The organism is uncultured Porphyromonas sp., assembly GCF_938023125.1.
In the GTDB taxonomy this organism is placed as follows: Bacteria; Bacteroidota; Bacteroidia; order Bacteroidales; family Porphyromonadaceae; genus Porphyromonas.
Map to the genome: position 1 here is coordinate 19,312 of NZ_CALHDW010000015.1, position 12,982 is coordinate 32,293.

The 12,982-nt window shown below is 49.1% G+C and carries 12 protein-coding genes and 1 tRNA gene; all 13 read left to right on the forward strand.

The genetic code is table 11. The features are described from left to right. Positions 1-23: 23 nt before the first annotated feature. Positions 24-947: a GTPase Era gene (era, locus tag Q0090_RS04440; protein WP_297947834.1), complete on the forward strand. Its 924-nt coding sequence runs from the start codon at positions 24-26 to the stop codon at positions 945-947. A gap of 59 nt (positions 948-1,006) precedes the next feature. Further along, positions 1,007-2,317 carry a ribosome biogenesis GTPase Der gene (der, locus tag Q0090_RS04445; protein WP_297947836.1) on the forward strand — a complete coding sequence of 437 codons (1,311 nt, stop codon included), beginning with the start codon at positions 1,007-1,009 and terminating at the stop codon, positions 2,315-2,317. A gap of 17 nt (positions 2,318-2,334) precedes the next feature. Beyond that, positions 2,335-3,024, forward strand: a complete 690-nt coding sequence (locus Q0090_RS04450; protein ID WP_297947838.1) for an IspD/TarI family cytidylyltransferase — start codon at positions 2,335-2,337, stop codon at positions 3,022-3,024. Between the two features lie 40 nt (positions 3,025-3,064). After that, positions 3,065-5,164, forward strand: a complete 2,100-nt coding sequence (recG, locus tag Q0090_RS04455) for an ATP-dependent DNA helicase RecG (RefSeq protein ID WP_297947840.1) — start codon at positions 3,065-3,067, stop codon at positions 5,162-5,164. 176 nt (positions 5,165-5,340) lie between these two features. Next, a complete protein-coding gene (locus tag Q0090_RS04460; protein WP_297947842.1) occupies positions 5,341-6,414 on the forward strand; it encodes a peptidoglycan DD-metalloendopeptidase family protein in 1,074 nt (357 codons plus the stop codon). Between the two features lie 239 nt (positions 6,415-6,653). Further along, positions 6,654-7,811 carry a hypothetical protein gene (locus Q0090_RS04465; protein ID WP_297947844.1) on the forward strand — a complete coding sequence of 386 codons (1,158 nt, stop codon included), beginning with the start codon at positions 6,654-6,656 and terminating at the stop codon, positions 7,809-7,811. 32 nt (positions 7,812-7,843) lie between these two features. Next, positions 7,844-9,133, forward strand: a complete 1,290-nt coding sequence (locus Q0090_RS04470; RefSeq protein ID WP_297947846.1) for a glycosyltransferase — start codon at positions 7,844-7,846, stop codon at positions 9,131-9,133. A gap of 14 nt (positions 9,134-9,147) precedes the next feature. Next, entirely contained in the window at positions 9,148-9,765 is a 618-nt protein-coding gene (locus Q0090_RS04475) for a flavodoxin (RefSeq protein ID WP_297947848.1), read from the forward strand. Between the two features lie 431 nt (positions 9,766-10,196). Continuing rightward, positions 10,197-10,284: transfer RNA gene (locus Q0090_RS04480), tRNA-Ser, on the forward strand. A gap of 121 nt (positions 10,285-10,405) precedes the next feature. Continuing rightward, positions 10,406-11,236, forward strand: coding sequence for a MotA/TolQ/ExbB proton channel family protein (locus Q0090_RS04485; RefSeq protein WP_297947850.1), 831 nt, complete (start codon positions 10,406-10,408; stop codon positions 11,234-11,236). A gap of 18 nt (positions 11,237-11,254) precedes the next feature. Continuing rightward, the gene (locus Q0090_RS04490; RefSeq protein WP_297947852.1) at positions 11,255-11,734 is read left to right on the forward strand and encodes a hypothetical protein; all 480 of its coding nucleotides are present in this window, start codon (positions 11,255-11,257) and stop codon (positions 11,732-11,734) included. Between the two features lie 27 nt (positions 11,735-11,761). Next, positions 11,762-12,370, forward strand: a complete 609-nt coding sequence (locus tag Q0090_RS04495; protein ID WP_297947853.1) for a biopolymer transporter ExbD — start codon at positions 11,762-11,764, stop codon at positions 12,368-12,370. An 18-nt stretch (positions 12,371-12,388) separates the two neighbouring features. Further along, on the forward strand, positions 12,389-12,874 hold the full coding sequence (locus Q0090_RS04500; protein ID WP_004335097.1) for a biopolymer transporter ExbD: 486 nt from the start codon (positions 12,389-12,391) through the stop codon (positions 12,872-12,874). Positions 12,875-12,982: the final 108 nt, after the last annotated feature.

Consider the following 12,982-nt stretch of genomic DNA (forward strand, 5'->3'; position numbering starts at 1 on the left):
ATTGCTAGAGGCTTTGCATTCAAATGATGGATAGTACGTTCTCACCCCTCGCTGAGCATCCTCAGGGCTATCGCTCAGGGTTTGTTAATATCGTAGGTAATCCCAACGTAGGGAAGTCTACGCTTCTTAATTATCTTGTAGGGGAGCGTCTCTCTATCATTACATCCAAAGCTCAGACTACTCGCCACCGCATATTGGGCATTGTCAATACGCCCGATATGCAGGTGGTTTACTCAGATACTCCCGGGGTGCTTAAGCCCAATTATAAGCTACAGGAGCGTATGCGTGCCTTCTCCGATCAGGCGCTGACTGATGCTGATGTGCTCATCTACGTGACTGATGTAGTGGAGCGCCGGGAGAAGAATCTAGATTTCTTACAAGCCGTGGGGCGCCTCGAGTGTCCTATTCTCCTTGTAATAAATAAAATCGACCTTACCGATCAAAAACATCTCGAAGAGCTAGTTGAGGAGTGGCATACGCTTCTTCCCAAAGCCGAAATACTCCCCATCTCTGCCACCAATCGCTTCAATGTACAGCCTCTTAAGAAGCGTATTGAGGAGCTTCTCCCCATTGCTCCTCCCTATTTTGAGAAAGATGCGCTCACCGATCGCCCGGCGCGTTTTTTTGTCTCAGAGATCATTCGAGAGAAAATCCTCCTCTACTACACCCAAGAGGTGCCTTATGCCGTAGAGGTGGTGGTGGAAGAGTTCAAAGAATCCTCTCATCGTATTGACATCAGGGCCGTTATTATGGTGGAGCGGGAGAGCCAAAAGGGTATCATCATAGGGCATAAAGGGGTTGCGATTAAGAAGCTCGGCATTGCAGCTCGTCGCCCTCTGGAGAAATTTTTCGATAAGCACATTCGCTTAGAGCTTATCGTACGTGTGGAGAAAGATTGGCGACAAAATGATCGCGATCTATCGGAGTTTGGCTATTCGCTAGACTAAAATCTCCTTTTCCAAAGAAAGAAAACTCGCTCAAAGTGAGCAAGGTATAATATCGATATATGAGTAATTTAGTAGCCATAGTAGGTCGCCCCAACGTAGGGAAGAGCACACTCTTCAACCGATTGGTAGGGAGCCGACAAGCTATTGTAACGGAGATATCAGGTACAACGCGCGACCGTCAGTATGGGCATACCAGCTGGACGGGGCACGAGTTTTCCATCGTTGATACGGGTGGATGGGTCTCCGGCAGTGAGGATGTGTTCGAGTCCGAGATAAATAAGCAGGTACAGATAGCCATAGAAGAGGCTGATGTAATACTCTTTGTTGTGGACGTAATGGCCGGGATGACCGACTTGGATCGGGAGGTGGCCGGGCTACTTCGTCGTTCTAGGAAGCCCATTCTTCTGGTTGCTAATAAGGCAGATACATTCGAGATCGGCTACCAAAGTGCCGAGTTTTATGCTCTAGGTTTGGGAGATCCCTATGCTATTAGTGCCATCAATGGCTCCGGTACAGGGGATCTTTTGGATGCTATCGTAAACTCGCTCCCCGAGCAAAAGGAGAGTGAAACCGAGAAGGAACTCCCTCGCTTTGCCGTGGTAGGTCGCCCCAATGCCGGTAAGTCTTCGCTCATTAATGCCTTTATAGGGGAGGAGCGAAACATTGTAACCAATGTGGCCGGTACTACGCGAGACTCTATCTATACGGAGTATAATAAGTTTGGTTTCAGCTTCTATCTCGTAGATACCGCAGGGATTCGCAAAAGAGGTAAGGTACAAGAAGACCTTGAGTACTACTCGGTGATCCGCTCGATACGTGCTATCGAAAATAGTGATATCTGTATCGCTATGATTGACGCAACACGAGGAATTGAGAGCCAAGATGTCAATATTCTCTCCCTTGTGATGCGCAATAGCAAGGGATTGGTAGTCTGCGTTAATAAGTGGGACCTCGTAGAGAATAAAACCAATGAGGCAATTCGTGTCTTTGAGGAGGCTATTCGCTCGCGTCTTGCTCCCTTCTCCGACTTTCCCATTCTCTTTATCAGTGCTCTCACCAAGCAGCGTATATTTAAGGTGTTGGAGGTGGCAAACGCCGTGTACCAACGCCGCTCGAAGCGCATCCCAACTCACGAATTAAACGAGGTGTTGTTGCCTATTATAGAGGAGACACCACCCCCATCGTGGAAGGGTAAATACATCAAGATCAAGTACGTAACTCAGTTGCCCACAGCGGTGCCTTCGTTTGCATTCTATGCGAACCTCCCCCAGTGGGTAAAAGATCCCTACAAGCGATTCCTAGAAAATCAGATTCGTAAGAATTGGGATTTCTCGGGTATTCCCATCAATATCTTTATCCGAGAGAAATAGTCTTTGCTCGTCGGAGTATGCCAAAGTGTCACTTCGTGATTCCTGCCGGTGGGGTGGGACTGAGATTCGGAGGCCCTCTTCCCAAACAATTTGTGGAGGTAGAGGGGCTTCCTATTTTGATGCATACTCTACGTGCCATTGCACCCTACGCCGAGAGTATTACCCTGCCCCTTCCTCAGGATTACCGGGAGTATTGGCAGCAACTTTGTCGGGAGAAGTCTTTTGATCTTGAGCACAAAGTCGTAGAGGGCGGGGCTACTCGCTTTCTCTCCGTGCGCAATGCCATAGAGTCTCTCGCTGTGGATCCCGATGCCCTTGTTGGGGTGCACGATGCTGTGCGTCCCCTCATTTCGGGAGAGACAATAGAGGCTCTTCTCACGGCTGCTGCGGCCTCTGGAGCAGCAATCCCCTATCTGCCTCTTACGGATTCTATACGACACCTCGAGCCCTTGGTGGGCTCAAAGTCGGTGGATCGCACTCAGTTTGTAGCAGTACAGACCCCTCAGGTATTCCATCTTGAGCGCCTTCGTACAGCCTATAAACAAGCGGATGGTGGTGCGAATTTTACGGACGATGCTTCTGTGTATGAGGCTCTGTTTGATACGCCTATTGAGCTTGTCGAGTCTAATCCCGAGAATAAAAAAATCACCCATCCCCACGACCTCCTTTATCTCCGTCAGGCTCTTAACTCACCATCGAATCACTAAGACTTTCTCTTTTCCCTCTGCCCTCTAAGCCCTTTTTGCCATGAATAAGGACTATCTACAGACTGCTATTGAGTATCTTCCTGGCATAGGGGAGCGTAAGAGTAAGCTGCTGCAGAGCGAATTAGGGGTCTATACGTTTCGCGACCTTCTCTACACGTTCCCTTTCCGCTATGTAGATCGTAGCCGCATACTCACTGTGCGAGAACTGCGAGATGGGGGAGGCGAGGTGCAACTTCGGGGGGTAATCTCCGATTATGTACTTGAGGGATTTGGTCGAAAGACTCGATTGAAAGCCTCTTTTAGGGATGCTACGGGCTCTATCGAGCTCGTGTGGTTTAAGGGATCGGACTACATCTCGGAGCAATTCCCCGCAGGACGAGAGTACATCGTCTATGGCCGTCCTAAGGCTTTTGGCCATTATTATAATATTGTTCATCCTGAGGTTACTCCCATTGAGCGTGCAAGCCAAGTGGCCGGTGGGCTGCTATCTGTCTATCACACCTCAGAAAAGATGAAACGCTCGGGATTGGATAGTAAGAATCTGCGCAATGCCATCGGGAGATTGAGCCAAATCGCCCATCTGTATATCAAGGAAACATTGCCCGAGAGGGTTAGAAACCGTTGGGGTTTAATCCCGCTATCGCAGGCACTCCAGGCGATTCACTTCCCCAAAGACGAGGCAACGCTGGAGAAAGCTGTGCAGAGGCTGAAGTTTGACGAACTATTTTTCTTGCAACTATCGCTGCAGCTCACCAAGAGTGCACGTAAGTCCCAATTCAAAGGCTACCTCTTCGATCAGGTGGGGGAGTACTTCAATTCTTACTATTCGAGCCTCCCTTATGACCTCACACAAGCCCAAAAACGGGTGCTTAGGGAGATCCGGCACGATACGCAGAGTGGGCTACAAATGAATCGCCTTCTGCAGGGAGATGTAGGCTGTGGCAAGACTCTTGTTGCCACTTTTGCCATGCTTTTGGCTTTGGACAATGGTTGGCAGGCTTGCATGATGGCCCCTACGGAAATACTCGCTCAGCAGCACTACGATACGTTGTGTAGTCAGCTAGCCCCTCTTGGTATAGAGGTGGCTCTTCTTACGGGTAGCACACCGCAGCGAGAGCGAGACACTATCTTGGCCTCTCTTGCTCAAGGGTCTTTGCGTTTGCTAGTCGGTACTCATGCCCTCCTCGAAGAGCGGGTGAAATTTGCGCATCTTGCTCTTGCCATCATTGATGAGCAGCATCGTTTTGGCGTGGTGCAGCGTGCTCGCCTTTGGGAGAAAAGCCTCGACTTGCTTCCCCATGTGCTGATTATGAGTGCAACACCCATCCCACGCACCCTTGCCATGACGCTCTATGGGGATCTGGATATTTCGGTGATCGACGAATTGCCCCCGGGGCGTAAACCCATCACCACACGCCACTATTTCGATGACTTTTCCGAAGAGGTTTTTCGATTGGTGGAGCAGGAGTTGTTTGCCGGTAGGCAGATCTATGTGGTCTATCCTATGATAGAGGGGACAGAAGACTCCGACTACAAAAATTTGGAGACAGGCTATGAGCAATATCGTTATCGCTTTGGCGACCGCAATGTAACGTGGGTGCATGGCAAGCTAAAGCCCCAAGAGAAGCAGCAGCGTATGGAGCAATTTGTCTCGGGTGAGATCCCTATTTTGCTCTCTACCACCGTGATAGAAGTGGGGGTAAATGTGCCTAATGCCTCTGTGATGGTGATTGAGAATGCCGATCGTTTTGGTCTGGCTCAGTTGCATCAGCTCCGTGGTAGAGTGGGGCGTGGAGCCGAGCAAAGCTACTGTTTGTTGCTCTCTAAGCGCACCATCACTCCCGTTGCCGTGAAAAGAATCGAGGCGATGTGCAGCTCCAACGATGGCTTTTTTATTGCAGAAGAAGACCTCAAACTACGAGGGGCCGGGGATATTGAGGGAACGCGTCAGAGTGGTGACCTCTCGGGGTTGCGCATTGCCGAGCCGTCGAAAGACCTTAATATCCTCTACGCTGCCGCTCAGACGGTGAGAGAAATCCTTGAGCAAGATGCCTCTTTGGAGGGAGCGGATATGGCCACTTTGGCAGAAGAATTGGAGAGAATATATCCTAAGAGTAAGTCTTGGGGCGCTATTGGATAGTAGTGTGCGAACTGTTGTCTTGTGTTAAGTAGAATTAAAAAGACACCTCTTTTCCCCATTTTTCTTCTCATTTTTGCGGACTTCTCAGCAGAATCTATTACATTTGCGATCGGACAAATAGGGCAGAATAGGAGGAGCGCTCCTTGAATGCCAAGTATGAACTAAGTAAGAACAGAATGAAAAGAACGAAGCTAACAACCGCTCGATCCCTACTTTTGGTGGGTTTTGTAGCTCTACTTAGCTTGCCTCTTGAGGCTTATTCTATTGATAGAAAGAAGCCCAGGAAGAGGAAGTCAGCACGCACTACAGCGGTTGCGACAACCAAGAGCAAAAAAGGAATTTCGTCCAACAGTGCAGATTCCACAGAGATGCCAACGCTTTATGCAGATGGTGTTAAGGGAGTTGACAAAGTCAAGGCAAAAAAGAACATGCGCGAGATCGAAGATGCCCGCGAAGCCCTTGAAGCACCAGCCATCGACCTCTACGGAGTGGATAGCTGGAGCTCATATGTCAACCCTTTTGCCGGTAAGCATTCGGCAGAGATCCCCTCTAGTTACGAAATCAATTGTGAAGGTTTTGTAATGCCTCTCAGCGGCAAACTACAGGTCTCTTCTAATTATGGTTACCGCGCACGTTTCGGCCGCAACCACCGAGGTGTAGACCTCGCTCTCCATACCGGAGACTCTGTGCGTGCAGCCTTTAGTGGTAAGGTACGTATCCGCGACTACGAAGGAAAAGGCTACGGATACTACATCGTAATCCGTCACCCCAATGGCTTAGAAACCGTTTATGGTCACCTTAGCCGTCAGTTGGTGCATCGCGATCAGGTAGTAAAAGCCGGTGATGTAATTGGTCTAGGTGGCTCTACGGGTCGCTCTACAGGGCCGCATTTGCATCTTGAGTTCCGCTTTATGGGGATTCCTATCAATCCTACACAGATTGTAGATTTCTCCCTAGGCGTACTACAGCGAGATACCTATGTATTCCGTCGTGGTAGTACGGATCATGCCGGACCCAGCTACGGAGAGCTTTTTACGAACAACAAAGAAAAAGCAACAGAGTACAAGCAGTCTGCTAATAGCCGTGAGCGTGCTAAGGAAAAAGCGCCTCAGACGCATCGCATCAAAGAAGGTGATAGCCTCTCTTCGATTGCCAAGCGACATGGCACCACAGTGGCTAAGCTTTGCAAGCTCAATAATATGACTGCAAAGGCAACTCTTCGCCCCGGTAAGTCAATTCGGGTGCGCTAATGTTGCACTAAGGAGGGAGCTCGGTTCCCTTCCCAATCCAATAGGAGAGTGTGTATCAAGAGGAGGTAAAACTTCTCTTTGGTACACTCTCTTCTTTTATTTTAGGGGTTGATTTCTCTCCATCTCTTGTGGCGGATTTGGCTCCCATTCTCGAGCGAAAACACTTTTGTTGCGTGAGAGTTTGTACCTTCGTAGAGCCGAGCAAATAAAAGTTGGCACCAAAAAGCCACTGTACTACTATGCAGTTTAGAGATATAATAGGCTACGAGTCGCTCAAAGAAGAACTTCGGAGAATTAGTGCTACGGGGCACATCCCTCACAATATCCTTTTCGATATGGAGGATGGGATGCCCGGTGTAGGGCTTGCTCTAGCCTGGATACAGTACCTCAACTGTTCGGATCCTCACGATGGGGATAGCTGTGGGGTATGCCCTCATTGCAAGATGCTTTCGCAGCTTTCGTACCCCGATGTTCATTACATCTTCCCTGTTGTCAATGCTACGGACATAGAGACCCCTTCGGATAACTTCTTGTCTCAGTGGCGAGAAATGTTTGCCAAGGAGGGAGCCTATTTCGATCACGAGACTTGGCTTCGCTACCTCAATGCCGGTAAGCAACAGCCCGTGATTTACAGCAAGGACGCCATCGCTCTTGAGAATAAACTGAGCATTGCCTCGAGCGAAGGGGGCTATCGTATGGTAATTATCTACCAACCCGATCGTATGAATGAGGCGGCTGCCAACAAACTCCTCAAGCTGATGGAAGAGCCGCCCGACAAGACAATAATCGTATCCGTGTGCTTTGCTACGGAGCAGCTCTTAGAGACAATCGTGAGTCGTATGCAGCGTTTCGAGCTGCTTCCCCTCACCCAGGAGGAGCTCAGAGCGGGGCTGCAGCCCTTTTTTCCGCAGGCTCAGGAGCGAGATCTATTGCGTGCAGCCCTCCGTAGTGATGGTATACTGCTCCGTGCTCGTCAGATACTTTCGAATAATACGACCCTTGCCAAATACACCGAATGCTTCGGACAACTGATCGGCGACATCGTGCGTAAGGATGTGGTTGCACTCCGCAAGTTGAGTGAAAAGATGGACAGTGAGGGGCGGGAATGGATTGTTGCCGCTTTGGTTTACTTCGAGGAGTGTTTCCGGCTTAGCTTTACGAGCAATTTTATGGGGGCAGCTGCTCAGTTTTCCACAGATCGGGAGCAAGCCATCTTTATAGCCCTAGACGAGGTTATTACGCCCGACAATATCGAGTCGATATACCGTACCACCGAGAGTGCGATACGCCATGTGCGAGGGAATGTTAGTGCCAAAATGGTGCTTTTCGATACCTTCTTGCGCTATACAGCCGCCCTATCCCCGGCCCTCAAGGCGAGAGCGGCTCGTTCTGTTTGATTCCCTAGAGACTCTCTTTTGCCCTCTGCTATATGCCCACAACTTCACGCCCTTTGCAAGTAGTTCATCTCTGTACCAGCGATAGTGCGGGTGGAGCCGCTATTGCAGCGCGGCGTCTCATGATGGCACAGCGTGAGGCCGGCCTCGAAGCCTTCATGCTTGTACTCCATGCTTCGCATCGGGAGCCTGCTATTCATGCTTTACGGAGCGATAGCGTTTACTCTCGGGGGATTGCGCAATGGAAAAAAGCTCTTGAGGTAGGTGCCGCATGGGTGGCTCAAGGCTTTCGTCGGGCTCACGTTTTCGATGTATCCTTGCCGATTGCCGGTTTTTCTCTTAAGCACCATCCCCTTATTCTTGAGGCGGATGTTATCCATATTCATTGGATCAATCAGGGCTTTCTTGGGCTCTCATCCCTCCGTGATCTGCTGCAACTGAAGAAAAAAGTACTCTTCACCCTTCACGATGAGTGGGCTTTTACCTCTATCTGCCATCACGCTCGAGACTGCCGCCGTTTTGCTGAGCCTCGGGGGTGTCATGACTGTCCCCAGTTGCAACCCGGGATTCCTTTCTTCGATCCGGCACAGAGGTTCTTCCGTGCTAAGCAGGCTCTCTATCAAGAGTTATCCCCCGCTTTTGTGGGGTGTAGCGAATGGATTGCAGGCGAGGCTCGTCAGTCATTGCTAACGCAGGATTGCCGTGTGGAGGCGATCCCCAATGTCTTCGACTCCAAGACGTTTACCCCTATCCCCCGGGAGCAGGCTCGCATGCAGCTGGGGCTGCCGGTGGATAGACCTATACTCCTTTTTGGGGCAGCTCGTACCGACGATCCCCGCAAGGGTTTTGCCGAGATGCTCAAGGCTCTTCAGATTTTCTATGCAACGCCCTATGCTCAGGAGCAGAAGCCTCTCGCCCTTCTCTTTGGGAAGATATCTCATCCCGAGTTGCTTTCGTCGCTCGCTCCCATCGAGTGTACGTGTGTGGGATACCTATCGGCAAGTGATATGGCGCTCCATTATGCTGCTGCCAACCTATATGTAACACCCTCTCTTGAGGAGAATCTACCCAATACCATCATAGAGGCGGCCGCCATGGAGTGTCCTACGGTTGCGTTTGAAGTGGGAGGAATCCCCGAGATTATAACTCATGGAGTTACGGGCTACTTGGCTCGCTATCGTGATGTGTCTGACTTGGCCAGGGGGATCGAAGAGGTGCTCCGTGCCACCGAAAAAGGCCCAATAGCCCAATGCCGTACCGATGTGTTCCATCGCTATGATACCTCAAGTATTGTACAACGATACCTTAATGTATACACCTCTTAATACTAGAATGCCCTATGTATAAGTCTTCCCTACCCATCCGGACAATCAGCCACTGGGGGCGTAAATGCTCCCTGTTCCTCCTTCTTGGGATGCTTTTCTCTTTTTCCAATCTCCAGGCCCGAGAAAATAAGAAGGTGCTCGTGGCCTACTTTTCGCTCCGTGGAGGCGTCACCAAGCAGGTCGCCGAGGAGATTCATCGGAAGGTGGGAGGCGATCTCTTCCGCATCGAGCCCGCGGAGCCCTATCCCAGCGAGTATAGTGATGTAGTGGCCCGTGCCAAGGAGGAGCGTAACAATAATGTCTACCCCAAGATCAAGAGAAAGGTGCCCCGATTTGCTACCTACGATACGATTTATCTAGGTATCCCTATCTGGTTTGGTCAGTTGCCCGGGGTAGTAAAAACCTTCATCGCCCAACATGATTTTCGAGGAAAAGTAGTGGTGCCTTTTGCAACAAGCGGCAAGAGTGGCATCGCCAAGCTGATGCCCCATTTGACGCAGCAGCTCCCCAAGTCTCGGTTGATGGAGGGAATCTTGATACTCAAGGACGAGGTAGATAGCTCTGCACCACGGATTGATCAATGGCTTCGTACTTTGCAGCCCTACAGAGAGGCCCCGAAAAAAGACAGCTGATTTTCGAGGGATTTTCTGCCTGGTTTTGAAAATTTTCTTGCCCGGAAAGGGAGCCCATTTCTGCCCGAGAAATAAAATTTTCCAGGGCAGGATTTTTTTATTTTCTGGCGAGGAGAAAAACGATCAATCCCGACATGGCTGTTTTACCGAGGTTGGCCAGAGAGGATGGGGGAGCGCAAGGAGAGTAGATCCCTGCAGTAGAATGGGGCCTCTATGATAGTCTCTTTTGTGTCCTCCGATGGGGTGGTAATCACGCTCTTTGTGACTTAGAAGTCGATAATTCTTTGCGAATTGTAGCCCCTAATTGCGGGGAAAAGATTAGATTTGCGGTTGAAATGCGAGTGGGGAAGTGCCCTAAAACTCGTGAATTTCTCTCAAGTATCTGATAATCAAAGATAAAAAGTACAGGTGCTATGAGGGGGAAATCGTTTGGAGAGATGCTCGAGTGGTTGAAGAGGCACGCCTGGAAAGTGTGTAAACGCCAAAAGTGTTTCATGGGTTCGAATCCCATTCTCTCCGCAGAACTTTGAGGGCGAGAAATGAAGCCTAAAGGGATAGTCCTTCGCCTTATTATCGCCATCAAAGGAAAAGTGTAATAGAACAAATTAAAAAGATAGAACAATTTAATCTCAACGTCAAGATGAAAAAGTTATTTGCAACTCTTGCCTGCACCGCCTTGTTGTCAGTGAGCATTACCACTGCTTCGTGGGCTCAAGACCAACCCGCACAAGCTCCCGAGGCTCCTGCCACTGAAGAAGTAGCAGCTCCTGCTGTAGCGGATCAAGAGGAAACCCAAGAAGCTGCTGAAGCTCCTGCCGAAGCTCCTGCCGAAGAAGCTAGCTTCCATCAGGCTCTTAAGACGAAATTCATCGAAGGGGGTGCCGACTTTATGGCCATTATTGCTCTCGCCCTCATCCTTGGTCTCGCTCTCTGTATGGAGCGTATCATTTACCTCAACCTCTCAGACACTAACGTAGATAAGCTACTCAAGGGTATCGAAGATGCTCTTGCTCGTGGTGATGTAGAGGGTGCTAAGAAAATTGCTCGTGAGACTCGTGGTCCTGTAGCTTCTATTGCTTACCAAGGTCTTATGCGTATGGATCAAGGCATTGACATCGTTGAACGCTCTATCACGTCATACGGTGGGGTACAAGGTGGTCTTCTCGAAAAGAACCTCTCTTGGATTACTCTCTTCATTGCCATGGCTCCCTCTCTCGGGTTCCTCGGTACTGTAGTTGGTATGGTTATGGCCTTCGACAAGATCGAAAAGGTGGGTGACATCAGCCCGACGGTTGTTGCCGGTGGTATGAAGGTTGCTCTTATTACGACCATCTTCGGTCTTATCGTAGCTCTTATCCTTCAGCTTTTCTACAACTACATCCTCAGCAAGGTAGAGTCTATCCTCAACAAGATGGAAGACGCTTCTATCTCACTCCTCGACTTGGTTATCAAGTACAATATTAAAAAGTAATTACCCCCATTAGTAGTTATGTCTGTAACAAAATCTAGAAAGATATCCAGTTGGACGTTCCTCGCTCTCCTGGTTGTCTCAGTTCTAATGTGTGTTGCCTTCTTTATGGGTGGTTCGCACATGGAGGGGACGAATAAGGCCTATGAGCTTACGGGAGCATTCCTCGGATGGGTATACATACTCACAGGCTTAACCCTAGTGGTTACCTTGTGTTTTGCCATAAGCGGCTTCTTCAGAAGTTTTAAGCAGAACCCAAAGAAGGCTCTTACCGGTCTTGTTGGTTTGGTGGCTCTTATATTGCTACTCGTTATCACGTACGCTATTGGCAATGGAGACCCCGCCGCTATGAGCTCTGTAAACGAAGACTCTCAGAAGTATCTTACTGCGGGCTGGCTCAAAACCGCCGATATGGTGCTTTACAGCAGTTATGCACTTATTGCAGCAACTCTTGTTTTGATCATTTGGGGAGCAATCCGCCGCAGTCTACTAAAGAAGTAATTATCAAATTAAATCAGTAATAAGAGCATGGCTAAGTCTAAAAAGAAAGTACCAGGCATTAATGGTTCGTCTATGGCCGATATCTCTTTTATTCTTCTGATCTTCTTTTTGATAACTACTTCAATGGATACGGATAAGGGTATTAAGCGCCGTCTCCCGCCGCTTGTGCCCAAAGAAGAACAACATGATGATATAGAGATTAACGACCGCAACATCATGCAGTTGCTCGTTAATCGTAAGGACCAGATTGCCGTACTGCGTAAGACGGCAGGTGGCGAGAGTACTCAGCTTATCTCTATCGAAGATCTTAAAGAGCGTGTAAAAGAATTTGTGGTGAACCCCCATAACAGTCCTGAGTTGCCCGAAAAGGAAACTCGTGAGATCCCTGGGCTCGGTATGGTTGAGACCACAACTCTTAGCTATGCGATCTCTCTTAAGAATGAGGTAGAAACGAGTTATCAGATGTTCATCAATGTACAAAATGAGATCCTCAAGGCTTACAACGAAATCTGGGATGAGTACGCTCGTGCGAAGTTCAATACTCCCTACGAAGAGCTCAGTACCGATAAGCAAAAGATGGTTCTTGATGTGTACCCGATGCACCTCTCCGAAATGCCTTTGTCGAACCTCAAGTAATTAGTAAGGAAGATAGTAATGGGAAAATTCAGTAAAAATGGCGGACGTGAGATGCCGGAACTCAACACTTCCTCTCTCCCCGACCTTATCTTTGCATTCCTGTTCTTTATCATGATGGTTACGAGCATCCGCGAAGTAACAGCCAAGGTAGAGTACAGCAATCTTCCTCGCGCTACAGAGCTTACAAAGCTCGAAGAGAAGTCGCTCGTGTCTTACCTCTACGTAGGTAAGCCCATTGCAGCCTATCGCGCAAAGTTCGGTAATAACTCTTGCATTCAAATTAACGACAAAATTATCCAGAATACGGAGCTTGTCTATGACTTTGTAAAGCAAGAAGAGGCCAAGATACAAGATGAGCGTAAGAAGCTTATGACCATCTCTATCAAAGCTGATGCCGATACGAAGATGAAGATTATATCGGATATTAAGTATCAACTTCGCCGTGCCGACGCGCTCAACATCAGCTACTCGGCACGTCAGCCGGGAGGTCAGCAGAGCCGTTAATCGGACTCTCAACACCTCTTCTATGAGGCTATAGAAATTACCAAAAAGAGAAGAGAGGGCGCATTTTTCTAAAGTGCACCCTCTCTTTGTTTTTAGTTAGGAGCTACT